The sequence below is a fragment of the Ruegeria sp. G2 genome (assembly GCF_056533505.1).
Window position 1 is genome coordinate 1 of sequence record NZ_JBQFON010000009.1, and the last position, 25,625, is coordinate 25,625.

Sequence of the window (25,625 nt, forward strand, 5' to 3'; positions counted from 1 at the left end):
CAATGCTCAAACTTAAGGTTCTGGCCCTCGCTCCAAAGTTCGCTCTGGCTTTTGCCGGTGATATTACTTGGTCGTCACGCGTTGTTGGCGGCCCCGGTAATCAACTTAATTTCGTTCTGCCGCCGAAGCCCTCCACAGCAAGTATTTGGGAAAGGTAGGCACCGGATCGAGGTATGTTCTATTGGCTGCATAGACGCGAGAGCTTCAAAAAGTCGCCTCCAATTCCATCAAGATCAACGAACCCAGAGGGAGAAGAAAATGACTAACAAAGTGATGATGATTGCAGGCGCGACATGTTTCGCACTGCTTGCAGCCTGCGACGATACGAGTACATCAAGCGCATCCGCCGAGCTCACGCCCGCTCAGCGGGCGTGTTTGCGAGATGTAGCTAACACAACGAACAATTCGCAAGTCGTTGTGCTGTCGTCTGCGTTTAGCGAAGCTGGAACACAAGTCACTGTCGGTGTTGGCGAGGATCGTGCTCCTTGGAATTGCATTGCTTACACTGATGGCGCGACAGCTGGTATCGAATTCCTGGGCGACGAAGGCGCATTGTGACCTGTCTGCTGCGTAGCTGAAAACGGCTGCGCAGCACTGGCTCGCTCTTCGGATAGTGCAGGCCATGTATTCTTCGCGTCTGAGCCAAGGGGTTCTGAAATACTACACATTCATCGAACTGATGACGAGCGCGGACATGATCGAAGCCCTGAAGCGCGTGCCGGAATTTTCAACTCCGGTTGAATGAAGTTAGGAAGCAAAGGAAAAGTCTATGAAGATCGTATACGGAATTCTCGCAGCCTTATCAGTTGTGTTTTTCACCCTTGGAGGCAGCGATGCCCATGCCAAAGACAACAAGGGTAAAAAGCCCAACAAGGGGGGCAAGGACGGTGATGTCAGTATTCAGATTGAAGACAAACCCGGCAAAGGCCCAAAGACTATCCCACCTGGTCAGATCAAACGCTACACGCGCGGTGCCAAGCTCCCATCTGATCTGGAGTTCGAGGATATTGGGGACCTTTCCAAATGGAAGCTGAAGGAGCCGGGCAAAGGAAACCGCTACATTCAGGTCGATGGCGAAGTCCTCGAAGTTACGAATGACCTGTCTACCGTAGTCGATGCGGTCGGCATCGTCGGTGATCTTCTCAACTAGACGAAATTACGATGTTTCAGGGCAAGAACTACCTCGTTTGTCCTGACGCTGGCCGGGGCGATCTTTCTGTGAACCCCGGCCCAAGTTGAAAACCCGGACACTGGACCTGGCGATGAAAAAAGCCCTTCTTGTACATTTTGCGCTTACTACCTTTTCAGCAACGCGCGTCCAATAGGTCGATGACGTTCAGACTTTTGGACCAATCCAGACGTCCGAAGAGGCTACAACCAATAGGGCAAGTGTACATATGGGAAGAACAAAAGCGACTGGCGGGGCTACCAGAGACGATTAGTGACACAGCCCAATTGACCTGAATATGGTTCAGAACGAGCGTTCAGTTAGGTGGGCCGAATATCTGCTTGTCAGAGTCTGAAGGGCGAAAGCGGCGATAGGGGGGGGCGCATGAGGGTTTGGCTATTTAGGATAATTGGGCTTGTCGCACTTCTCGCATTCGCAGCAGTCGCGTTTGTTTGGTTGTTGTTTGCTGCTCCGATGTTCTCGGACATGCGGCGCGACCTTGTGGAAAGAGTTCTTTCGGAACAAATTGGTCGGCCACTTCTTGTCAACGATGATGTAAGCGTCGCGCTTGGACGTATTAGTCACATCTACGTCGGTGGGGTGGTCATCCCGAGCCAGACAATGCCGGATTCACCACTTGTAAAATTGAACCTGCTGGAACTTGAGTTGGACATTGCCGCTTTGACCAGCGGGCGTCTGCATTTTGACAATCTGGTAGTGGAAGGCCTCCAAGCGAATATTCTTACAGCCGCAGACGGCACCACAAGTTGGCGAATAGATAGGCCAACACCCAGGCCCGTGTCCGAGGAATCTGTATCAGCGGATGATCAAAAAGACGTCGCTAGCGCTGATAGTATCGATGAAAGCGACACCGAAAGCAGTGGGATCCTGAACTTCCTGAGCGACAAGAACGTCAGTTTCACGTCAATCGGGTTAAACATCGACGACAAGGTCTCAGGCTTCTCGTTTGTGTTTGACCTAAAGTCACTCGCTCTTGAACAAGCGGATAATGAAAAAAGAACGAAGGTCTCTGGTTCCGGCTCCGTCAACGGTCAGGGTTTCCAAATCGAAGGCGACTACCCACACGCCGCACCGTTTACGACACGCGCCAGTTTCGGGGAAATGACCGTAAACTACGATGGTGAGCCTTTCTCGGAGGACGAAGGTGGTGGCTATCGAGCAGTATTGGAGATGGACACCGGTGAATTCGGCGATTTTCTAGATGTCATCGGATTGGAACGCGTTTTGGAAGGCAATGGCCAGTTGCAGGCTGAACTCGTGTCTCAGGACGCCCTGAAGATCGAAGCGTTTACAACCACGGTAAGCCTGGAGGATGGACAGAGACTCGAAGCCGAAGGTTCAATAGATGACCTCTACACCGCTCAGGGCGTCGATCTGCTTTTCAACGCGCGACTACATCCGGAAGGACAGCCGCCGCCAGCAGCCAAAAGTATCCAGGAATTGAAGTTCACGGGCTTTGAAATGCATATGGTCGGATCCCTGGCTTCCTTCGAATTTGAGAAGTTGCTGTTCCAAACCAATGCATTTGACCAGGGGTTAGACGTAATCGGTCCAGCCTCTATCGAAAGCATTCGCCGCATGCCAGATGGCCGCTTGGCCATGCTGGGCATCGCGCTGCAAGCTGGGCCAACTGAGGAACCGATCCTGAAAGCCGAAGGGGAAATTCTCGATCTGCTTCAGCTTCAGGACGTAACATTCGATGGTGTGCTCGACGGGCCCGCAAAGTTGATTCTGCCCAACCTCGATGAAGACTATGTCGACGAGTTCGGCGGCATCAAAGCCGATTTCAACATAACCAATGCGGGTGGGCCGGTTTCACTCAACAGGTTTAACGCGACCACCTACGGGACCGATCTCTTGGCGCTCGATCTCGCACTATCTGTCAACGAGCTAAAAGGGCTTGCCGGTCTCGATTTCGACGTGAAATTGGACGTCGACGACAGCGCCGAGTTTCTAACCGCAGTGAATCTGCAACCTGTCGAGATCGGAGCACTAGCTATCGATGCTGAAACCTCCAAACAGGGCGAGGACTTTGATGCCGCGATCCAGTTTGAAGCCGGGTCTTCGCAACTTCTTGCGGCTTTAGACGCTGATTTCCCCGAGGGCGCTACTGTTGTTCGGGGCAACATCACGAGCGAAAGGCTCGATCTCAACGACCTGAAGAACCTGACTGCCGTGCTGGACCAACTGAAAAGCTTGGTAGGCGAGACCACAAAGGAACCTGAAGCCGAGGTTCAACCTTTGGTTTTACCGAAGGAGACAGACGTCCAGCCCTTATTGTTGCCAAAGGAAAAAGGGAAACCTGCCGATCTTCTGGATGTGCAGCGCGTGCTGCGAGAAGCTGACGTCGAGGTGCAGATCGAATTCAAAGAGATTGTAGGCCAGCAAGGCGTAACATCAGTTTCCAGCCAATTGTCTGCCAAAGAAGGAACCGTGGATTTCGGACCTCTTCAAATGGCCTATGGCAGCGGAAACTTCAGCCTGCGGGCGGTGATGGATTTGATTGACTCACCTGATTGGCTTTCATTGTCGGGATCGACCTCCGGATGGGAATTCGGCGAAATCTTGGATGAGTTGGGCATTGATATTGAGGCCTATGGACGTTTAAGCGGTGAGTTCAACGTTTCGGGCAATACCACCTCGGGCAAGGCCTTCATCAACTCGATGCGCGGCAAAGCGTCTATGTCGATGTCGCAGGGCTATATCAGCACCAGCCTCTTGGAACTGGCGGGGCTGGGCATCTTCCCTTGGCTGTTTTCAGAGGAGTTTCGGCAGGGTTACACCGACATCACTTGCGTGGTTGCCCCGGTCGATATCCAGGCCGGGCGGGTCAGTTCAAACTCGATCGTTATCGAAACAGGATCGGTTCAATTGGTAGCCAGGGGGCAAGTAGACTGGCTGAACGATCGCATCGCATTAAGAGCAGAGCCTCGTCGCGTAGGTAAACCCCTATCCAGAAGCGCCTGGCCCTTTGATGTGACGGGCCAGCTTTCGTCGCCAAAGTTCAAGCTGGATGTGGGTGGGTCGAGAAACCAAGCGTCGGATGGTGCCGATGAGATGCCCGCAGAAAGGCAACCCTGTGTGCCGGACATCAATCAATTGCAGTAATCGGACGCGACCTAGTTCTTCAGTGGTTCCGGTTGTTCGGCCTGACACGTCAGAACGGCTTCAATGGCTTTTGCGGACCCGCTGAGGTCGAGTTCAACCTCGGCCCCACTTTCGCCAATAATCGTAACACTTTGGCGTTTTCCAAACTCGGTTACAAACGCCGGGTTGTCGAAAAAAGCGTAGCCACCGGGAACTCCATTCTTGAAGATACCAACCGCTTCACCTTCGAATTTTGCGTCACCAAAGTCGAACTTTACGATGCCAGTCGCGCCGTCCTCGATCTGCACCCAGGCCGGATTGTAGGCGGCAAAAAAACCACCTGCCTGATTGGGCACCGCGCCAATTTCAACGGTCATTTCATTTTCAAAGGGCTTCCACGCGAGACAACCATTGCCCTTTTCGGGATCAATCAGGATTGTCCAGTCCCCGGATTCACCCCATCGTTCCATACCCGCGGCCCACACCGCGCCGGTGGAGATCAATGCTATTGCTGTCAGCGCCAACTTGTTCATTCGATGCCCCACACTTGTTCCGAAGATATAAAGCTGCATTCAGAGTATCGCGCTGGATTAATCAAATACAACCATTCGATTTATGGAATGTTGAGCCAACGCCGACGGCATCCAGAGAACTTGTCCAACGACAGTTGTGGGCTGCACGCCAAACTTTGCAAAGTCCGCTTTCTGCGCATCACTGACGTTGATGGCAACCTAAGCGTCGTTCGCTATGGGGCGCGAAGCGGTCATTGAATACGTTTGATCGACAGGCGGTTTTGTTCGCAGACCTGACGTAAGATCAAGTCTCTAAAATGACTGCGCCCGAATGTTAGCTTTTCCCGCTACGATGGTAGCCACTGCTTGAATAGGGTGGAGCAAGACGGGACGGCGAGACCACGATGACTTCGAGTCTCCAAAAATGGCTACCCGAAGATCAAGAGGTGTTTCTTACCGATCTGCTTGATTTGCCCCAGCCGCGCATGTTGAGCGACCTATATCAAGCCATGGGCTACAGCGCCCGAAACACAGGAAAACGAGCGATCCTCGGCGCTCTTGCACGGGATCGCTGCAAGGAGCGTTCGCTTGTCCTAGTAGTCGAAGATCTCCATTGGGCAGATGTGATTACAATGGACGCATTGGCCGACCTCGCCGCTCAACTTTCGACAGATCGCGTGCTGATCTTGTTGACAACACGCATCGACAGCGATCCGCTGGACCGGACTTGGCGGGACAGAGATCGGCCAGCGTCACTTACCACTATTGATCTCGCGCCAATATCGAAGGACGAAACGGAGGCACTCGCCACTCCGTTTGGATTGCGCCATGACGACTATGTGCTCGAGTGCATCCGCCGCGCTGGTGGCAAAGCTAGCATTCAGTCGAACTTCACTTGTTGACGCAAACTGCCCCGAGCGGCGAATTGCCAACTCTTCCCATGCTGGGGCACCCGATCCTAAGCGGGAGGGAGTTATTTTGTTCACGTAGGCAGATTTATAGCTGATAGGCCAAGTGCCCGCATTAGTGATGACACGGCACCAAGCCAAGCTGCAGCAACACGGTAAGCATTTCCAACGCAAGGCCTCATAAAGCGCTCTTTGATCCATCGGCCCCACCCAAGAGATGCAATAGACCGATATTGACTCCGACTAAGGAGCCGGACAATGTGAACAATCTGTCTAGTAACGGCCCCGGCTCTGGAACAAAACGCAGCCTGACCCTCTTGTTTTCTGGCTAGTGAGCTCGTCGTGTCATCATTGTTTTATGAATTCATTTGTAGCAGTTACTGAATAAATGAAAGGTATCGAAAGAACCCTGCTTTCTCTCGGTTGGAGGGATAGTCGGACCGATTTAGTCAGCACTCATGCAACGCTCAAGCCTGTCGTTTAGAAACCGGGCGTGAAGCACTAGTCGAACGTCTATCGATTACCCGCTTCTTAGCGGTTCGACTAAATAGGCGAGAATATCGGCTATATAGTCAAGATCATTCAGATTTCAGATCCTTTACTGACCATATACTCCATTAACTTAATGATTAAATGGTCTAGGCTGTCCACTGGATGAATCGGAAATTTAGGAGAAGTACGTGCGATACGTTGCAAAAGGTGTATTGATTTGTTTCGTTGTCGCGTGTGTCGCTATGTTGGCAGCTTGGCTTTTTCTGTCTTCAGCGTTGTTTTCTTCGATCAGGACTACTTTCGTCGAAAATCTGATCTCTAAGAAACTTGGCCAAGACGTTAGAATTGAAGATGAAGTGCGTCTGGGACTTGGTTGGCAATTGCAGGTGTCAGCGACAGGGCTGGAACTACCCAGTTCTCAGAATGCTGATGTGAAACTTGCAGCAATCGATGAGATCGAGTTTGAAGTTTCCGCGCGCGACCTTTGGAACAGTAAACTGTCACTAAGTGGTCTTTCGCTCTCAGGTTTTCGTCTGAACCTAATCACAGACAAAGACGGCTTCGGAAACTGGCAGTCCATTTCCCAAACCGAAGCTGAAGCCGGGAAACCTGCAAATTCCCCGATGCCGCCGTTAGCCGGAATTCTGACGGACCGCAAAATTGATCTGACTGATATCGCCATTTTTTATCAGAACGATTTGAACGGACTTGAGTTGGATCTGCAGCTTCCTGAGCTGCTCTTAAAGCGTGATACGGAAACCGATGTTGCGACTGCAGTCGGGGCCGGTTCGCTAAACGGAGAGAGGTTTGAACTGAACGCGACATTTCCCGCGAAAGACCCGTTTCAAGTGGCGTTGAACTTTGAACAGATTGCGATTGCCGCAGATGAAGTCCCTCAAGAAAACGGCCTACAAGTGAAGACGAGCATAGAGATTGCAGAACTTGGCCAACTTCTCGATATCCTGAAGCTTAACCGAGTTTTGGACGGTACGGGGAATATTGGTGCAACGTTCAATTCAGTCGACGGCGTAGCACGGATTGACGGCCTATCTGTATTGGCTGAGTTGGATGGCGGGCAAAGCCTTTCGCTGACGGGGCAGATCGGGGAACTGGGCAACCCGGAAGACGTATCGCTGACAACCCGAATTAGGTTGTACCCAGAAGATGCGGAACCAGCGCCAGCCGCCTCGCGATATGATCTTAAACTTATCGCGGTCGACATGGTTATTGACAGCGTACCCGGGCAGGTGCCGCAGCGACAAATGGTCATTAAGACCAACGGCTTCACGTTGGACACGTCCGGCGAAGGCCCGCCACCGATTAAGTTCTCCGAGCTTTCCAAAACACCAGAAGGCGCCTTAAAGGTCGGAAACATCAACCTGAGAATTGGAAACCCCGCCGATCCGTTTATCATTTTGAACGGTTCGGTCGATGACGCGCTTCAGTTGCAAGGCATATCAGCAGAAGGCCTAATCGATATACCGGCAAGCAGTTTGATCTCGCCAGAATTGTTGGGACCAGACGACCAGCTTGGCAGGTTTTCCGGTGACTTCCACTTGAACGGTGACATCAATCAGCTTTCGCTGACGAATTTGGATGGGAAGACAAGCGATACGGACGTCTGGAACCTTGAAGTGCATGGCACTGTCAAGAATGTACTCAAATTCGAGGACCTGGATTTGGGAATTGATGTCTCAGTCCCATCCGGAGCGGACCTTTTGGAAGCCTTGTCGCTTGAACGCGTCGAAACCGGACAGGCACGCCTTGAAATCGACCTTGTTAGCGAAGGCACCGATTGGAACGCTAGTGCCAATGTTGAGGTCGCCGACTCTGTCTTACAGATATTGGCCGATCTAGATGATGCAACAAGTGAGCCGGTGCTGCGGGGTTCCATTGAGAGTGACCTGATAAAGATAGATCAGATCCGAACTATCGTACAGGCCGCTGCACAGTTGCGGAAAATAGGCGGTTCAGAGCCAGAGGAGAAAGGGTCTAAGCAAGAAGACGAAGGCGATCAAGGTGCGTTGAGAGATGTAACGCTTAAACCTATCGGACGTTCAATTCTCTTGTCCGGTATGGATATGGATGTCGACGTAGACCTTCGTCACATAGAGGGTGCGAAAGGCATCAGCAGTTTGCAGAGCGAACTGACGCTCAACAAAAACGAGCTTAAGGCTGGGCCTTTGAAGTTTGAATACGGAGGCGCAAGCTTCGACGTTAGCGGGCAAATGGATCTATCAAACGACGCGCATCTACTCACTTTGACCGGCAACGCAGGTGGCTGGCAGCTGGATGATATTCTTCACAACCTGAACTTCAAAAAGGGCGCAAGCGGTACAGTCTATGCAGATTTTTCGGTTACAGGCGGAACCGATTCACCCAAGCATTTTGCTAACAGCATGAGCGGCAATGCCACAGTCTCACTGCGTGATGGCTCGATTGAGACTCAGCTTTTAGATCTGGCGGGGCTTGGGGTGCTACCTTGGGTGTTTACCAAGGACAAACAAAAGGTAGCTCCAATTGTATGTTTGCGAGCGCCGATTATTATTTCTAATGGAAACCTCTCGACGAAACAAACCACATTGGAAACAGATCACGTCCAGGTTGTCGTCTTTGGCGCTGTTGATTTGACTGGCAAGGCCTTGGACTTAAATCTACAACCCCGTAAAATCGGAGAACCTCTTTCGAAAAGCCCCTGGCCAGTGACTTTAAAGGGCCCGCTGGCTAAGCCGAAGGTTAAGGTCAAAGACGGGCCTAAAAGACTGAAACGATCGGATGGTGCGGACAAAATGCCGGTAAAAAGAAAACTTTGCGTTCCGGATATTTTACAACTGCAATAGTGGCGGAGGCGATCAGTTAAAGTCAAATCTAAAGTTCAGAAAGGCAGACTTTGCTTCCGAAATGCAATTTCTGCTCTGGGCTCATGGCGGTCATTCACTGCACTCGGTATGAGCATCCGCTTTGCGGACAAATTGGCCGTTCGCTGCTGTGCGGCAATGCGCAATGATCTGAACGTCCACCTCGCGGGACAAAGTTGTCATTCGCCGCCATGTGGTTCTGAGATGCGGACTGATCTTCTTCTACGCAAACCAAGATGTCCCGTTAGCCTAGCAATAATCTGTTCACAAAACGCTTATTCCACTTTGACTATACTCGTTTTTAGGTCCTCCACCACGGCTTCAGTAATCTTCACAAGCGACAAGTAAAAAGGATCGGACTCGCTATGGCGATGGACCTTTTTTGAAAAACCTCGGTACCATGGCGATATGTCACTGGAAGCAAATTGTGCGGCGTCTGGTGCGGCGTGATGCCCTTCCAAACAAATCGCGAGATACTCGAGCATTATTGCCAAGTGATCGGCTGGTTCAGAGTAGCTATTGGCAACTTCTTTTCCGGCTTGCTTCAGAAGTGACAGCATTCTGTAATGTGGGGTGGACATGAGTGTCCCGTTTCCTTGCCAGGCGGAAGCATATAGTGGCGCCGCTTCCCTTCCTCCTGCCAGAAACACACTTCCGTAACTGATTGCGAGCCTTCTTTGCGTTTCCTGAGCATTGGACCACGTTTTCATTTCCTGGATCAATTGATCTGTTCCAGCAGCACCACGCAAAAGCTCGTCTGCGACCCCGTTGTAGCATGCCGCAATTGTTGCCAAGTCAAGTTCACGCGCGAATGCATTCGATAGAAAGCGTATCAGTTCCGGGGAAACTTCTTTCATACACTAGTCGGCCCGCCAAAAGCCGTTACTTGCGGAACTTCTCCTTCAAACTTCTCCATCTCAACTATACAGGTATTGGCTGAAGTAGCTTGAGAAAGTTTTGAGGCCCCCACATCCAAAGTGACGGTGTTTGGATCACCATAAGTGTCTAAAGCGTTTGGCGATGCATCGACTGGACCGTACCAAGCACCTTCATGAATGCGAATTACTCCTCTCGGATAATCTTCACTCAGAACTGCACCCGCCAAAAGTTGACCGCGATCATTAAAAACGCGCACGATATCCCCGTCTTCTATACCTCGTTCGGCCGCGTCTTCCGGGTTGACGTATACTGGCTCTCGATCCTTAACCGCGTACGTCGCGCGGTATGGATCGCTCTCGCACATTTGAGAATGAAGTCGCTGATCAGGGTGACAGGATTGTAGCCACAGCGGAAACTTCTCTGACCCCGGCCCCCCATGAGAACGTTCGATTTTTTCCATCCACTTAGGATGCTCTCCGCAATCATCGTACCCATAGTTGCCGATAGTACGGCTGGAGATTTCAATAAAACCTGAAGGCGTTCCAAGAGCGTTTATTTCCGGGTCGTCGCGGAAATCGGCGTGCCTGACCCAGGGTTCACCCCTCTCAAACCGAACGATGCCTTTTTCCCAAAACTCGTCGAAGGACGGCATCTCATAGCTTCCCTCGTTTGCGCTGCGGGTCGTTTCATAAAGGCTTTTGACCCATTCCATTTCATCCCAACCGCGTGTGTATTCTTCTTCGCGATCGAAGCGTTTGCAGAATAGCGAGAATATCTCAAAATCGGTTTTGGAGTGGAACAACGGATCGACCAGTTTCTTCATCGCGATCACACCGGAGCGTGAATAGGAACCGTAGCTATCGATATCATTTCGCTCAAACTGAGTGCACGCGGGCAGTACCAAATCGGCGTGTCTGCATGTGGCAGTCCACGCATAGTCTATTGCAACAATGGTCTCCAGTTTTTGGATGGCCACACGCATTTTGTTGTGGTCCTGATGATGATGGAAGGGATTGCAACCAGTGAAGATTGCCATTCGGATGTCCGGATAAGTAACCGTATGACCGTTGTGTTCGACTGCCCCACCGGGGTTCATCAGGCAATCAATCCATCTGGCGACGGGGATCGTACTGCTTGCTCCCAGGAAGTTGTCGTCCGTTCGCACAGGATCGACACCAATATCCAAGTTAAGGGGAAACGCCCCAGGCATGCTGGCGCCGGAAGGTGCTACACCGATACCGCTATAATGGTGAGAGTAGCTAATACCACCACCTGGCAGCCCGATTTGCCCCAGCATAGCCGCTATGATCGCTCCCATCCAATACGGCTGTTCGCCGTGCTGTTGCCGCTGGACAGACCAACCGAAGATCAATTGAGTTCGGTCTGAAGCAAGAAGTCGAGCGAACTCCTTAATCGTATCAACCGGCACGCCACAAATTGGTGCAGCCCATTCGGGCGTTTTTTCAACTCCGTCTTCAGCTTCACCCATGACGTAGGCGATGAAAGGTTCATAACCGAGCGTGTAGACACTCAGGAACTCTTGGTCGTGCAGGCCTTCGGTGTGAAGTGTGTGTGCCAACGCTAACATGAAAGGTACATCCGTCATCGGATTGATATAGAGCTGCTCCGCTCCGATGTGTTTTTGCGTTTTTGTGCGCACTGGATCCACGCTGATGGACCGGATTTCTCCAGAAGCGATCTTGTCCCGCAACTGATCAAAATACTCAAAAGGTTCGTGTGTTTCGCACGTCCAGCCGACTTGCAGGTTTTTCAGCGGGTCATTTGCCCAGAATACGATGGTCTTGGCGTTGTCCAAGATCAGCGGCCAACTAGTTCCCTGAGAGTACACTTCAGTGGAACCCAGCACATATGGAAGAATAGTTTGACCGGCGCCAGTTGAATAGTCGCCCGCTTTTTTCACATATCCACCATACATGGATACGGCCCGGTTCATGTGATTGATGCACGAGTGGAACTGACCCGTCTGCCGCCACCCGGTCGCACCAGCATAGAGCCCCGAAGGCCCGTGCGAAACCTGAACTCGCTCCATCTCTTCAAAGAACAGATCCAAAGCCTCGTCCCAGGTTAGACGAACGAACCGGTTGTCGCCCCTAGACGTCCGATCAGCATCCTTGCGTTTATCGAGCCATTCTGCACGAGCCATGGGATAGCGGACGCGGGACGGTGAATAGATCAGGCCCTGGATGCCGTTCACCATGTCTGTCGGATGCGGATCGTCGGCGAGAGGACGGACTTCGGCAACTTGTCCGCCTTTTACCAGAGCTTCAATAGCGCCCCAGTGAGAACCTGATGTTTTCCAAACGCCCGCAGACGTTAGTTGCTCAGCTCGAGCAGCGGCTGGCTGGAGCAAGCTGGGGCCTAATAGAGCAGATAATCCTGCTGCCCCGGTGCCTTTAAGAAAATCACGGCGCGTGGACATTGGTTTCTCCTCAATGAGAGCCGCCATAATCAGCGGAATGTTTTTGCAAATAGGTCAGCACCAAATTGGCCTGAGCTTCATCCATGTTGGTAAAGCCGACCATACCGTTGAACTGTGCTGGCCAGGAATTGGTGCCAAAGTGATCTGGGTCCGGTTGTGCGTGGCAAGTCGAGCAATTTGAAGCATAACTTTCCTCTGCCACAGTCCAAAGCTCATCTATCTCGTCCACGTATCCCTGTTTGTCTGACCAGAGGGTCACTGTAACAGGGGCCCAATCGAGCCCTGTCGCCTCATCCGTTTGGGGCGCAGAAGCCTCAACCAACTGTGCGTCTTGCGCGGTGTCCTTGGACAGAACCGCAACCCGAATATTGTGCCCAAACTCGTCAAATATGACGCGGCCAAACCCTTTATCTTTTCGCCACGCTTTCAGTGCAAACTGAATACGGTCGCCGCTTTCATCCAGAATTTCGACGGCGGCACCGAGGGTTAGGTTGCCCACTGGTTCCGTCGACTCTGCGCTGTCGTAAACGGGAATATCCCGAATGGCGAAGTAGTCTTCACCGACGGATACACTTCCAGAATTTGCCTTGTTTTCCAATTTGGCCATGGCCGGGCTTCCGACCGCAACGTTGTCTGGCAAGTGATGGGCTATGCCTTTGTGACACTCGATGCAGCCGGTATTTAGTGCTGCTGCAGGTTCCATGTAAAACCGCGCTTCGGCCGACATAGCGTCCCAATCCATGCTGTCATAATCATGACAATTACGGCATTCGAGAGAGTTGTTTGCCTCCAGTCGAGCCCATTCGTGTTTTGCCAATTCTGCACGGCGCTCTTCAAACTTTTCACGGGTGTTAATGGTTCCAAATACAGCTGCCCAGACCTCCTTCGAGGCTTGCATTTTCCTGGCAACCTTATTGGTCCACTCGTGTGGCACATGACAATCCGGACATGTTGCACGCACACCCGTACGGTTCTCCCAGTGGACAGTGGACTGAAGTTCCACGTAGACATTATCGCGCATTGCATGGCAGGAAACGCAGAATTCCTCTGTGTTGGTAAGCTCCATCGCGGTATTGAAGCCGCCCCAGAAAATTATCCCTGTAATGAAGCCGCCGAGGCTAATTACACCAAGACTGATCGTCGTAGCTGGGCGCGAAACCGTATTCCAAAATGATGACAATGTGGACTTCAGAGACATGAGAACGTGCTCCTCGGTTCATGTTCTGGGCTTATAGAGATCCAGTTGGTGGGCCGTAGATCATTTGCAGAATCCAAACGGTAAAACCGTAAGCTCCTACTCCCAGGACTGTAATGCCTGGCAATAATATCAAAGTAATAAACAAGAAGGACAGCCATTCGCGTCTGGCTGCGCCTCTCGAGCTGCTGACGGATTGGTCTGACATAGCTATCTCGCTCAGCTAAGAAAAATTCAATTATGGAAATATTAGTATCATAGATAAACTTGCCTGAAGCAAACGGCGCGTCGGAATGTCGCACAAAGAGGCCGACTTAACTTGCTGACTTTGAATATTATCCTTTGAAAAAGATCGGCTTTGGGCTCAACGCTGCCATTTTCCGCGACGAGCAAGATTGACCGCTCGCAGCCCTAAGCGGACCTTCAAAAATGCAAAGAACGATTGAAGTCCTAACAAGAGAGAGCATCACTTTGCTTGATCAAAGAGACTGATAACGCGAAAAATCTGCACAGGGCTACCGATGCCCTTCAGTTCCCGTTCCCCCAGTTCTTCGGTCTCCACATGTTGTTCTATGTCTAGAAGCGCCCGTTGGTTCAAAAGGATCTGCCCGTCGCTGGCAAAGTCGCAAAGCCTGGATGCGGTGTTCACAACTCCACCAATTGCGGTGTAGTCGGCGCGACCATGAAACCCGATAAGCCCAAGCGTCGCGTAACCACTACTGATCCCAATACCCAAACCCATCGCGTGCCCGAGTTTCTGCCAGGGTGCTCGTATTACCTCGAAGGCTTCGCTTATTTCTTTAGCCAGCCGCACGGCTTGCAGAACGGGCTGATCGCAGGGAACCGGATCATTGAAGAACACCATCAATCCGTCTCCAGCTCGGTATCCGATTGTTCCCTTGTGTTGGGCAACTAAATGACCGACTTCATCGTGGAAATGCTGGAGAAGGGTGATGACATCTTCTGGCTCAATCGCCTCGGAAATCGCCGTGAAATTGCGGATGTCGCAGAATAGGCAAGCGATGTATTGACGATGAGTTTTAAGAAGCTCGTCAGAGTTTTCTTCTACGACAAGCTCCGCAACCTGAGGAGCAAGGAATTGTTTGAGTCGCGCTAGCCTGTCAATCTCGCCTTCCTGGCGCTTTACCTTCTCGGTCAGTCTTTCGTTCAATGCCTCTATTTCATGTGTCTGGTTGCGAACCGTGTGGTTCAAAGCATCGAGTATAAAATTCTGGTTTAGCAAAGCAGCGATCACCAAAAACACATAGGCGAGCGCTTCGACACGTTCGTCATAGCCGAAGTACAGCGTGACAATCAGGATGACGGCAGCAATCCCTCCGAGGACGAGTGGAAGCTCCTTGGCATGCCGTTTCCGGTCTCTCCATAAGAAACTAACCGCCAACAATGCAAACACCCACATGAGCACCGCTTGCGCATGTGGGTTTATGGAAAGCGCTTCGTAGCCAACCAAATAGGTCAGCAAAATCCCGGAATAGCACGTGGCCAAAGAAGCCAGAGCAGCCAAGACAGCCCCGATCCCGATTGGCATCGAAATTCTGAACTCCTCTGTTGCCACGCCGATACCGTCGTCCACAACACGCGGCGAAGGTTCCGCGGCAGAGTCATTTCTGTGTTCGGGATCAGACATGGTCCTCGTTTGCGCTTGGCTGCTGGTAGAGTACGTTTGAATTGAGGTTGCGTCAAAATCACATACCTGCATGGGGCAGTTGCGGGTTTCACCAAATCAACAACGACAAGCGAAACAACTTCATGCTTCACAGAACAAACTTGCAATCACCCGTCTCGGCGTAGTCACCTAGGATACGGGGATGGAGGAAGCTGATGACGCGATGGAAGTTTGTGGTTTGTGTTTGGTGTGCGCTGACTCTTGTCGCTTGCGCTCCAAAAACTCGCACCTATGAAAAGACGGTATCGGCCTCGCTTCCAGCAAACTCGCGCACAGCTCTTAGTCAGGCAGCCAACCGGCTTGGCGATCCCAAAGACGGTCGGTCGGGGGTCAAGCTGATCAGTGACGGCGAAGAAGCGCTTGTTTCACGTTTGCTGTTAGCGGCTGCGGCTGAGCAAACGATAGACGCGCAATACTACCTTCTGCACAACGACCCAACGGGCCACCTTTTTGCAGCCAGTCTTTTGCAGGCGGCAGATCGGGGTGTTCGCATCCGATTGCTACTGGATGACATGGATACGTCCAGTTATGACGCGATGACGGCCGCGTTGGACAATCACAAAAATATTGAGATCAGGTTGTTCAATCCATTTTGGCGAGATCAAAGCCTGTTGATCGCGGGGCTGACGGACTTCAAACGAATCAATCGCAGAATGCACAACAAGTCAATGACGGCAGACAACGTGTTCACGATTGTGGGTGGGAGAAACATCGGTGCCGAGTACTTTCTCGCTCGGGAAGAAATGAACTATGCTGATCTGGATGTGTTGGCCGCAGGCCCCGTTGTACGGGAGGTGTCGCGTAGCTTTGACTCTTACTGGAACAGCGAGTTTGCCGTTCCAGCTCGGGTGGTTGTTGGAGAACCTCAGGAATTTGACCTTGGTGATGCGCGAGTCAGGTTGAACGAACTGGTCGATGAAGCGAAGCAAACGCAGTATGGCGCGGCTCTCAGAAAGTCAGCACAAGAGAACTTCGCGGATGGAGCTCTGTCATTGGATTGGCTGCCTGCGAAGCTTTATGCTGATCCTCCGTCGAAAGCCGCTGGTCTCGAGAACTCAGGTCCCGTTCTGGCATCTCAATTGCTTCCGTACTTTGAGAATGCCAGCCGTGAGGTGAACATCGTCTCCGCCTATTTCGTGCCGCGCAACAAGGGTGTGAAATGGCTGACCGAACTCGAGAACCGTGGGGTCGAAGTAAAGGTTGTAACCAATTCACTTGCATCTAACGACGTCGCACCCGTTTACGCGCACTACGCCAAGAAACGCCGAGCACTTCTGCGCGGTGGGGTAGAACTCTATGAGCTGCGACCCGACGCCTATCAGGTCCAACGCCGGGGTATTAACTGGGCTCAATCCAGGTCAGGTCTACATTCCAAGGCGTTTGCAGTTGATGACCGATACTTGTTCGTAGGGTCGTTCAACTGGGACCCGCGATCTGTCAACATCAACACCGAGATGGGAATTCTGATTGACTCGCCAGCATTGGCTACACAGACCATGGGTGCCTTGGACGACGCGTTACCTGCATACACATATAACGTGACGCTCGAGAAAGCTGGTCAGCTTAAATGGACGACAAGAGGCGATGATGGCACCGTAATTGAGTACCAATCCGAGCCGACGGGATCGGCCTGGGATCACATAGTTGCTGGATTTCTAAGTATTTTACCAATTGGTTCGCAGCTTTAGGTTTTTTGGCAGATAGCCGACGCTACCAGAGAACTCCGGCCTGTAAAACGGCAGCCTTGGGTAGAAAACGCCTGTTGATCGTTTCCAGCCTGTCATTTGGTTTGTCCGATAGCTAGAATTTGCAAAATCCGCTTTCCTGCGCATTGCCGTCCTTAGCGCGGACCGCAGCACCCGGTAACTTTGGGCTCGAAGCGGATGTTCAGTGATTTCAGCCTGATGTCTGCCATGCGGACACAATGGTCGGTCACCTCGGCCATTTCATTGCAGGGGTTGCACGGCGTTGGTCTCCGGGACAACCTTGGTCTTGAATTTACCCAAGCGGAGTGGACATCTGTCGACCGCTTCAATCAATCAACTTCTAGAGTTCCTTCTTTATGGCCCTGCACGAACGCCCAAGGGCTACATATAGATAGCTTGTTAGGTGAAAAGTTTCGTTGCTGTTCGGCAAAGGCCAAATCCTACTCCCGCAACCAAATTCCAAACAACCCGTTCGATCTACAAACAGTCCACCAAACTGCTTGCTTCACGATCAATCCTCCTCAGCACCATAACCGGAAACTCAGACGGGCAAATGTAAGCGTTGCATCTGCTCCCCTTTGACAACTGACCTATCGCGCGGCATCGTCTCGCAATGGGCTATCCCTCCAACCACCCCCAACGACCCGACGATGCTGCCGCAGGCATTGATGTCACCGATGACTTTGAGCGCTTCAATCAGCGTAATGATATATTTACCCGCGCTTTCTGGGATGAGCGTATCCGCAGCAATCAGACCGACGCCTTCTTTGCCTCGTACCGCATGGAAGCCATTCCGCGTCGTGGGGATGGTTTCACCCAACGCGACTTTGCGCTTAGAAACGCGGCTTGGTTGATTTCAGACTTGATCTCCGAAAGAGGAGGCGAGACCGGCAGGCGCGAGGGCTTCCAAGCCCCCATCAACAATGACACACCTGTGGCTCCGACACAGCACCCGATAGACGACCCTGTCGCGATGGCAAGGGAGGTCAAACGAATTGCGAAATTCTTTGGGGCCGATCTCTGTGGCATCACCGATATGGATGACCGTTGGCTTTACGCGGCCCGAGTTGACACTCGCGACTTCTCTGATGCGCCCAACGACCTGCCGGAAGGCATGACATCCGTCATCGTGATGGGCCATCAGATGGATGAAGACCTTGTGGCTACCTATCCGTCTGCTCTCGCGGGGGCTGCCACTGGACGCGAATACTCCCATGAGGCCAGTATCGTGATGCAGCTTGCAGCCTACATCCGTAATCTGGGCTATGAGGCCACAGCCTCTATGAATGACACCGGTCTCGTGATCCCTTATGCGATCAAGGCGGGCTTGGGTGAATATGCCCGCAACCAGATGGTGATAACACCTGAATATGGTCCGCGATTGCGGTTCTCCAAGATATTCACCAATCTTCCACTGGCACATGATCCCCCCAGGCCTTTGGGTGTACGTGCTTTCTGTAGCATTTGCACCAAATGCGCAGATGCCTGCCCGGTCAAAGCGCTCCCTTACGGAGCGCCGGAGACAACGGAGGATCCCTCGGCCATAAAGGGTGTGCGCAAGTGGACTTCCGACGCGGCTAGGTGCTTTGGGTTCTGGGCCAAACTGTCTTCCGACTGCGCAATTTGCATGCGCGTCTGTCCGTTCAACCGCGATTTTACGCTATGGCGTCATCGTTTCTGGTTGGCACTGGCGCTTTCACCCTTGCGTAGATTTGCCCTTTGGCTTGACCGTAACCGCGGCAAACGCGCCAAGCCGACCGATTGGTGGGAAAACCCCTGAGTTCAACATGAAATTTGGCCGATCACTAAAGCAATCGTTTAGCGGTCCGCTCCGGTGCTCCCCCGGACTGTTGGACACGTATTCAAGCGCGAAAGACAGCATTTTTGATCCGGGAACGAGGAGCCGACCGCCTCGAATACAATTAGCTCAAAGACTTAGCAGCAAAATTTTTTCCACGAGCCCGTCAGATATGATATCATAAAAATCGAATATATTGGAGTCACAAAAGACTCTGGGAACTCGCTGAGTATTTTTTGCTTTTTGGGAGGCACTATGTATCGAATTTCTGCTTGTTTTCTATCTCTTATTCTTGCGCCGACCGTTGTGCTTTCTGACGCGGTTCCAAGTGAACAGGCAGTCGAAGGGCTGTTTTCCAATCAACCATATTCGCCGTACGCACAGCGTTCTTTCCCCGAACGCCCGCTTTGGGGTGATACACATCTACATACCGGGCTGTCATTAGATGCGGGAGCATTTGGAAATACCCTGCTACCCGATGAAGCTTGGCGTTTTGCAAAGGGAGAGCAGGTCATTTCCTCCACAGGGCAGCCCGTAAGGCTGGCCAGACCATTGGATTGGATGGTTCTGACAGATCATACGGACCTCATGGGCTTTGCTCCGGATTTGCAGGCTGGGAAACCCGGTGTTCTGGCTGATCCAAAAGGGCTGGAATGGTACGAAGGCTACAAAGCAGGTGGCGAAGAGGCCGGGAAAGCAGCCTTCGACATAATAACCAATTTCTCGCAAATGACCCTGCCAGAAATTCTGTTGGAGTCTTACAGCCCCGGTGCCGACGCTTTTGCCTTTACCTGGGAACATATTGTGCTTGCGGCCGAGCGGCACAACGACCCGGGTAATTTTACTGCATTTATCGGGTTCGAATGGACTTCGGTGCCTAAGGGTTTCAACCTGCACCGGAACGTCATGCTGCGCGATGGGCCGATCCGTGCCTTGCAGATGGTGCCACCGGTCACACAACCACCCTACGGCGATACCGACCCAAAAGCGCTATATGCTTGGCTTGAAGAATATCAGGAGAAAACCGGAGGACGCGCAGTTGCGTTTGCGCATAACGGCAACCTTTCAAACGGGTGGATGTTCCCAACCGAAGATACCTATCACGGTGGCAAGGTCGACGCGGATTACGTAGCCGCCCGCGCAAAATGGGAGCCTCACTATGAAGTCACTCAAATCAAGGGTGACGGAGAAGCGCATCCGTTCCTGAGCCCAGACGACGAATTTGCGGATTACGAGAACTGGGACGTCGGCAATCTCGACATAACCGAGCTGAAGACCGATGACATGCTGGCAGGCGAGTACGCCCGAGAAGCTCTGAAACGAGGATTGCTGCTGGAAGAAAAGTTTGGCGTGAATCCCTATAAATTTGGCATGGGGGGCGCGACGGACAGCCATACGTCTTTGGCCACTGCCGAAGAAGACAACTTCTTTGGCAAGTCGGTCAGCGTTGAACCGTCGGCCTCGCGGATCAAGCATCCCTTTATTGCGAATGATCTTGGCGAAATTCCGGGCGACCTTTTGGTGGCATCCGGATACACGGCCGTTTGGGCCACCGACAATACGCGTGCTGCGATCTTCGACGCGTTCAAACGACGTGAGACATACGCGACAACAGGTCCTCGGATCGGCCTGAGGTTTTTTGGTGGTTGGGATTTCAGTGAAGCTGATGTTGAGACCCGTTTTCTTGCTAATGTTGGTTATACCAAAGGCGTTCCAATGGGTTCGGACATGCGCCCACGCGAGGGAGATGGTGCACCTTCATTCCTGATCGCTGCGCTGCGCGACCCAGTAGGTGCCAATTTGGATCGTGTGCAGGTGATTAAAGGCTGGCTTGATTCTGAAGGCGCCCTGCAAGAAAAGGTCTACGACGTTGCGTGGTCGGATGGTCGTGTAGCCGATGACAGCGGAAAGGTTCCTGCTGTGGGAAATACAGTGGATGTTGAAGCCGCCAGTTGGGCCAACACAATCGGTGCCTCCGAGCTTGTGACCGTTTGGTCCGACCCTGAATTCGACCCAAATGCACGGGCATTTTATTATGTACGCGCATTGGAAATTCCGACTCCGCGTTGGATACTGTATGACAAGCTGAGATATGGCATCGACTTGCCCGAGGATGCGGTGCTGACGCATCAGGAACGCGCGTATTCATCACCGATTTGGTACACGCCGGCAGAGTGATCAGCATTAATCACATTAGTATAAGTCGAGGTGGCGATTGTTACCTCGGCAGATGCCTATACTTCTGCAGCGCGACAAGAGCCCACTTTATTGCAAAAACTAACTCGCTGATGTCAGCATTGGTACGTAGAACCTGATGCATTTCACGCAGGAGCCTGCATGCGCCTATTGAAAGAACCTTTGTTCCATTTCTTCCTGATTGGGGCGGCTATATTCATTTGGTTCCATATCGTCGCGCCGGAAAATGAGACCACCGAAAATCTCGTGACAATATCAATCGACAAAGATGATGTCGCGCTTCTGGTTACTCAATTTGAGGCCAGGTGGAAACGCCAACCAAACGAAGCTGAACTGCAAGCTTTGATCGATGCATCAATTCGTGAAGAAGTTTTGGTCAGAGAAGCAAGAAAGCTTGGGCTGGATCGCGGAGATAGCGTGATCAGATCGCGGCTAAGCCAAAAGATGGATTTTCTTACTGAAGCGATTGCTGCATCAGTTACCCCTGAAGACGAAGATTTGGAGGCCTATCTTCAGAAGAACCGCGAAAGATACGCGACGTCCAAAAAGGTAGCCTTCAATCAGATCTTTCTTGGCGAAGCGCCAGGTGACGCTGCGATCGCAAACGCGTTGAGCACGGTGCGTGAGGAACAAGAGCTTCCTGAATTTGGGCGTTCAACATTACTGCCTGCCTCAATGCCTTTGACCGCAACTCGGGTTGTCGACTCGGTGTTTGGCGCCGGGTTTTCGAACGGTCTAACTGAACTCGAACCAGGTCACTGGGGAGGGCCGATCCAATCAGGTTACGGTGTTCATCTTGTTCAAGTGGTCGCTATCGAGCCTGCTCAAACACCGCCGTTATCAGAGATACGCAATGCGGTCCTACAGGATTGGCGTCGCACCATGAGTGCAGATCTGGCGCAAGCGCAATATGAGGCGCTTGCTGATGCCTATGAGATTGTGGTGCCCGATATCGCGGGACCAACCAAATGAGACATTTGGTCTGTATGTTAATTGCGTTGTTGTTCGTGTGGCCCGAAGGCGACGCCAACGCACATGCGCTTGATCCGGGATATTTGGAAATCCGTCAAATCGCATCAAACACATGGAGCGTTCATTGGCGAAAGCCCGATGTGAATGGTCAGCCAATGGCGATTGATGCAGTGCTGCCAAATGGTTGCGCTCCGTCACGTGGTCCGGAAGCAACACGTGACAGTCGGGCCTGGGTTTCATCATGGGTCATGGAGTGTCGTGAAGATATTGCGGGGAAATCCATTGCGATTGAAGGCTTGGAGGCACAAAGAAACGATGTTTTGGTGCGCTTGCACCCCTTAGAGGCAGCACCGACGACCCTTCGTCTCACCTCAGATACAGCAATCCAAACCATACCTCCTGAACAGACGACATGGTCAGTTTTCATATCCTATTTTCAATTGGGATTTGAACACATACTGGAAGGTTGGGATCACCTTTTATTCGTGTTCGCGCTGTTTATTCTGGTCCGAGATGTCTGGAGACTGGTAGGAGCCGTAACAGCTTTTACACTAGCGCATTCAATAACTCTGGCGCTGGCGACCTTTGGTATTTTGAATGTTCCTGGGCCACCGGTCGAGGCAGTAATAGCGCTTTCAATCGTGTTTCTGGCGATGGAGATTGTCAAAGGTGGCGAAGGTCGCTTCCGACTTTCCAAGCAAAAACCGTGGATTGTTTGCTTTGGGTTTGGCCTTTTGCACGGCCTTGGTTTTGCAGGTGCCCTGGCAGAAATTGGACTACCACCAAACGATATTCCGGCAGCGTTGTTGGCATTTAACCTCGGTGTCGAGGCTGGTCAGCTGAGTTTCATCGCCGCGCTGGCCGTCTTCACTGCGATTTGGCGCTTGGTTGCCTCGCCGACTGGTCGAGGACCGGTCGTACTCACCGCCTATGGCATCGGATCGGTTTCAATGTACTGGCTTATCGAGCGCTTAAGCGGTTTCTAGTGTCTACGACCCCAATCAAGAGGTCCCCCTAGAAGTGCGGGCCAATAAGTAACACTGTAGGCTTGAACAAAGGACCACTCTCAGGGCGCTGAACACAACTAGACGATCCCGGAGGCCGACAATTCGAGAGAGCTGAGGCAAACGAGGGTCAAACAAGCAATTTAGCATAGCCTAATAAGATCATTGACAGATCGCAGTGAAGCAAAGGCATGCCCTGATCTGCGCAACAAACCCCGGCAAATGGCCGTACTATCCCATTGTTTTCGTTTTGGGGACAACATTAACTGAACATGAACAATGTATTTTCGCGACGTTCAACCGAGATGAGGCATAGTGCTCTATAGAGTTGAACGAGCGAGTTATTGTTCAATTGCAAATGAGGGGAAACGCATGATCAAGTCTGCCTTTAAGACCGAAGAGTCCGACACTGTTGCTGTGATGCAAACCTCTGGCGGTATCGCTGCGGACAAGTTGCCAACCAAACGCCCTACAATCAGCGGTCGCTTCCCTCCTATCGAAAATGCACTAACAGAAATTGTAAAAAACAAGCGACTTTCTGAGGCGCTAACCAACGTCTGAAGGTAGTTCAGTCGACCCTTGTTCAATTCCTGATACTCGTCCTAAACAACGGAATTGACAACAGAATCCCGCCTAACTTAGGCGGGATTCTTTCGTTTGGTGCTAATGAAATCGTGGCTTGTAGCTCACAAAGCATAGTTCAATGCCAGTAAACCAAGGGGCGGCCATTCCGCTTCTGATGAAGTAAATGACCGCCCCGGCTTATGGTGCTTCCGTGAGTTGTCTGCACCGTTAGGAAGTTATACCTGAGATTTGAGGTTTCGATTACAGACCCAGAAGCGACTTGACCTCTTCTTCCACGGCATCGGTAACAGGTTTGTTGGCCGCCGCTTCCAAGGCTTCGCGCTCGGCTAATTCTTGTTCTTCAACAAGTTCAACCAGTTCCCGAACCTCTTCTGTCGCTTCTTCATATTCTAATGCTGCCTGACGTTCCTCATTGAGGTCCCGCGCCTCCTCAATTGAACCTTCCAGATCCATCTGCGCTTGATCGAGTTGCTCTTCGATCACAGGGTCCGTTCCACCGGCATCCTCCAAAGCCTGTTCAAGTTCGTCAACAAGCTCTTGATTGGTTTGAACATCATCCAATGCGACTTCTAAATCTTCTTCGATCTCCGCGACAGTGCGCTCTGGTGGCTCCAGCCCGGTAAGCTCTTCCAACTGTTCTGCAAGATCCTCCCGCAAGGGTTCTCCGGCCAGCACCGTGTCACGATATGTCGCTATTCTTCCGACACGTGAATTAGGTGAAGCATTGGCCAAGGCCGTCGCACTTGCGTTCGCAGCATTAAGCGCACCCAGTTCAGAAGGGTGGGCACCAAGAAGCGCCGCCACCCTGTTACCCGTGGGCCGAACTGCGGGGCGAACAGGTTCGTCGACAATCAAATTTTCTGTAGTCTGCTTGTTGGTCTTGGATAATTGCTTTCCACCGCTGGTGGTCGTGCGCGTTCTGGAATTTACAGCGCCTTTTGCTTTGCCGCCTCCATTAAAAAGATCTTTTAGTGAAAATCGACCGCGGTTCTCTGAAGTGGAACGCGAAGACTTGCTTTTTGAACCGCCGAAAATGGACCTCCCGGATTTTCCAACTTTGCGGTTTCCGTCAGACCCTTTCTTATTGTTACTGGCTGAATCGCGATCGCCTTTGTCGGCACCACCATTGTTCCCGCTGTTCCCGTTTCCACCACCTTTTCCGCCACTCTGGCCGCCGCCATTACCCCCGCCGTTGCCTTTTCCTTCTTTGGCAATTGCAACATCTGGCATTGCGACTGTAACAATAACGGCGGTCGATCCCAGCAAAGCAATAGCCACCGCAGAAGCTTTAATAGGGCTGAGGATAGAGGTTTTCATATCGGTCTCCTTGATGGAACAGCAGCGCGCTTTCTTCTATGAAATGGCGTGCTGTGTTCGAATGCTGCAATCCACGTGCGAATCATCTGATCTCTCAATCATTTAACTTGAGAGCGATTGAACGCAGGGCTAACTGCTTGTTCATCACCGGTTCACGTCGATTGGCGTATTCTCTGACCGGCAAGTGTGAGGAAGTAGATGCGTGTAGCGGTTTTATTGACGGTGGTAAGTTTGCTTGTTGCTTTACCCGTTAGGGAAGCAGCCGCCGACGTCCGTGAACTCAAACAGAGCGAACTGCGCAGGGCGACCCTATCGGGCAATACGATTCGGCTTGCACGGGTCATCAAAGGCGTCGCAAAAACCTACGGAGGCACCCCGGTAGATGCCCGCGCGTTTCAGGCGGGTGAGATCTATTATCGAATTCTTGTAAAAAAGCCGGATGGAAAAATCTTTAGCGTGATTGTGAATGCGCAGACGGGAGTTGTTGTGTCCAACCGGTCTGGGGTGGGTAACCAGATTTCGAATGCTGCGCGTTCCAATTCGACCAAAGCCAATAGCAATCGTGGTAACCGCAATGGGGCCGGATCAGCTGCAAATCGCAGTAAAGGGAATGCTGGTGGCAATGGAAATGGTCCCGGAGGCGGCGGAAATGCGGGTGGAAACAGCGGCGGTAACAGCGGCGATAACAGCGGTGGTAATTCTGGCGGAAACGGCGGAGGTAATGCTGGCGGGAACGGCGGTGGAAATGGCGGCGGCAATTCCGGTGGGAACGGGAATGGCAGAAATTAGGGCTTAAACCA

At 52.0% G+C, this 25,625-nt stretch carries 20 protein-coding genes; 13 read left to right on the forward strand and 7 right to left on the reverse strand.

Annotation, left to right across the window (positions count from 1 at the left end; all coding sequences use genetic code 11):
* Nucleotides 1-258 precede the first annotated feature (258 nt).
* From ACR0DU_RS15950 to ACR0DU_RS15965, 4 genes are all read left to right on the forward strand, one after another.
* On the forward strand, nucleotides 259-558 hold the full coding sequence (locus ACR0DU_RS15950) for a hypothetical protein (RefSeq protein ID WP_480875895.1): 300 nt from the start codon (nucleotides 259-261) through the stop codon (nucleotides 556-558).
* A gap of 64 nt (nucleotides 559-622) precedes the next feature.
* A complete protein-coding gene (locus ACR0DU_RS15955; protein WP_010437819.1) occupies nucleotides 623-745 on the forward strand; it encodes a hypothetical protein in 123 nt (40 codons plus the stop codon).
* 24 nt (nucleotides 746-769) lie between these two features.
* Nucleotides 770-1,150 carry a hypothetical protein gene (locus tag ACR0DU_RS15960; RefSeq protein ID WP_480875898.1) on the forward strand — a complete coding sequence of 127 codons (381 nt, stop codon included), beginning with the start codon at nucleotides 770-772 and terminating at the stop codon, nucleotides 1,148-1,150.
* 402 nt (nucleotides 1,151-1,552) lie between these two features.
* Nucleotides 1,553-4,297 carry an AsmA family protein gene (locus tag ACR0DU_RS15965; protein ID WP_480875901.1) on the forward strand — a complete coding sequence of 915 codons (2,745 nt, stop codon included), beginning with the start codon at nucleotides 1,553-1,555 and terminating at the stop codon, nucleotides 4,295-4,297.
* A gap of 11 nt (nucleotides 4,298-4,308) precedes the next feature.
* Here the strand turns inward: ACR0DU_RS15965 and ACR0DU_RS15970 are convergent, their stop codons facing one another.
* Complete coding sequence (locus ACR0DU_RS15970; RefSeq protein WP_260023479.1) at nucleotides 4,309-4,809, reverse strand: hypothetical protein; 501 nt, start codon at nucleotides 4,807-4,809, stop codon at nucleotides 4,309-4,311.
* Between the two features lie 383 nt (nucleotides 4,810-5,192).
* Here ACR0DU_RS15970 and ACR0DU_RS15975 point away from each other — a divergent pair, with 383 nt between their 5' ends.
* Nucleotides 5,193-5,690, forward strand: a complete 498-nt coding sequence (locus ACR0DU_RS15975) for a hypothetical protein (protein WP_480875904.1) — start codon at nucleotides 5,193-5,195, stop codon at nucleotides 5,688-5,690.
* Between the two features lie 686 nt (nucleotides 5,691-6,376).
* Nucleotides 6,377-9,028 carry an AsmA family protein gene (locus ACR0DU_RS15980; RefSeq protein ID WP_480875907.1) on the forward strand — a complete coding sequence of 884 codons (2,652 nt, stop codon included), beginning with the start codon at nucleotides 6,377-6,379 and terminating at the stop codon, nucleotides 9,026-9,028.
* A 293-nt stretch (nucleotides 9,029-9,321) separates the two neighbouring features.
* On the opposite strand, the gene ACR0DU_RS15985 is transcribed toward ACR0DU_RS15980, so the two are convergent.
* From ACR0DU_RS15985 to ACR0DU_RS16005, 5 genes are all read right to left on the reverse strand, one after another.
* Nucleotides 9,322-9,903 (reverse strand): molecular chaperone TorD family protein, encoded by a 582-nt coding sequence (locus ACR0DU_RS15985; protein ID WP_480875910.1) that lies wholly within the window; start codon nucleotides 9,901-9,903, stop codon nucleotides 9,322-9,324.
* On the reverse strand, nucleotides 9,900-12,365 hold the full coding sequence (gene torA, locus ACR0DU_RS15990) for a trimethylamine-N-oxide reductase TorA (protein WP_480875912.1): 2,466 nt from the start codon (nucleotides 12,363-12,365) through the stop codon (nucleotides 9,900-9,902). Before torA ends, ACR0DU_RS15985 begins: the two co-directional genes overlap by 4 nt.
* Before the next feature lie 10 nt (nucleotides 12,366-12,375).
* Entirely contained in the window at nucleotides 12,376-13,563 is a 1,188-nt protein-coding gene (gene torC / locus ACR0DU_RS15995) for a pentaheme c-type cytochrome TorC (protein WP_480875914.1), read from the reverse strand.
* A 31-nt stretch (nucleotides 13,564-13,594) separates the two neighbouring features.
* The gene (locus ACR0DU_RS16000) at nucleotides 13,595-13,768 is read right to left on the reverse strand and encodes a periplasmic nitrate reductase, NapE protein (RefSeq protein ID WP_083828987.1); all 174 of its coding nucleotides are present in this window, start codon (nucleotides 13,766-13,768) and stop codon (nucleotides 13,595-13,597) included.
* Between the two features lie 258 nt (nucleotides 13,769-14,026).
* Entirely contained in the window at nucleotides 14,027-15,208 is a 1,182-nt protein-coding gene (locus ACR0DU_RS16005) for an adenylate/guanylate cyclase domain-containing protein (protein WP_480875918.1), read from the reverse strand.
* 194 nt (nucleotides 15,209-15,402) lie between these two features.
* Here ACR0DU_RS16005 and ACR0DU_RS16010 point away from each other — a divergent pair, with 194 nt between their 5' ends.
* From ACR0DU_RS16010 to ACR0DU_RS16035, 6 genes are all read left to right on the forward strand, one after another.
* The gene (locus ACR0DU_RS16010; protein WP_480875921.1) at nucleotides 15,403-16,935 is read left to right on the forward strand and encodes a phospholipase D family protein; all 1,533 of its coding nucleotides are present in this window, start codon (nucleotides 15,403-15,405) and stop codon (nucleotides 16,933-16,935) included.
* A gap of 631 nt (nucleotides 16,936-17,566) precedes the next feature.
* Nucleotides 17,567-18,733, forward strand: coding sequence for a reductive dehalogenase (locus tag ACR0DU_RS16015; RefSeq protein WP_010437842.1), 1,167 nt, complete (start codon nucleotides 17,567-17,569; stop codon nucleotides 18,731-18,733).
* A 273-nt stretch (nucleotides 18,734-19,006) separates the two neighbouring features.
* On the forward strand, nucleotides 19,007-20,929 hold the full coding sequence (locus tag ACR0DU_RS16020; RefSeq protein ID WP_480875923.1) for a DUF3604 domain-containing protein: 1,923 nt from the start codon (nucleotides 19,007-19,009) through the stop codon (nucleotides 20,927-20,929).
* Between the two features lie 159 nt (nucleotides 20,930-21,088).
* Nucleotides 21,089-21,919: a peptidyl-prolyl cis-trans isomerase gene (locus ACR0DU_RS16025; RefSeq protein WP_480875926.1), complete on the forward strand. Its 831-nt coding sequence runs from the start codon at nucleotides 21,089-21,091 to the stop codon at nucleotides 21,917-21,919.
* Nucleotides 21,916-22,905 (forward strand): HupE/UreJ family protein, encoded by a 990-nt coding sequence (locus tag ACR0DU_RS16030; protein ID WP_319545281.1) that lies wholly within the window; start codon nucleotides 21,916-21,918, stop codon nucleotides 22,903-22,905. The genes ACR0DU_RS16025 and ACR0DU_RS16030 overlap by 4 nt, the downstream gene beginning before the upstream one ends.
* A 390-nt stretch (nucleotides 22,906-23,295) precedes the next feature.
* Entirely contained in the window at nucleotides 23,296-23,484 is a 189-nt protein-coding gene (locus ACR0DU_RS16035) for a hypothetical protein (RefSeq protein WP_319545280.1), read from the forward strand.
* A 264-nt stretch (nucleotides 23,485-23,748) separates the two neighbouring features.
* Here the strand turns inward: ACR0DU_RS16035 and ACR0DU_RS16040 are convergent, their stop codons facing one another.
* On the reverse strand, nucleotides 23,749-24,825 hold the full coding sequence (locus tag ACR0DU_RS16040) for a hypothetical protein (RefSeq protein ID WP_319545279.1): 1,077 nt from the start codon (nucleotides 24,823-24,825) through the stop codon (nucleotides 23,749-23,751).
* A gap of 198 nt (nucleotides 24,826-25,023) precedes the next feature.
* On the opposite strand from ACR0DU_RS16040, the gene ACR0DU_RS16045 reads away from it, so the two are divergent.
* A complete protein-coding gene (locus ACR0DU_RS16045; protein WP_480875930.1) occupies nucleotides 25,024-25,614 on the forward strand; it encodes a PepSY domain-containing protein in 591 nt (196 codons plus the stop codon).
* Nucleotides 25,615-25,625 lie beyond the last annotated feature (11 nt).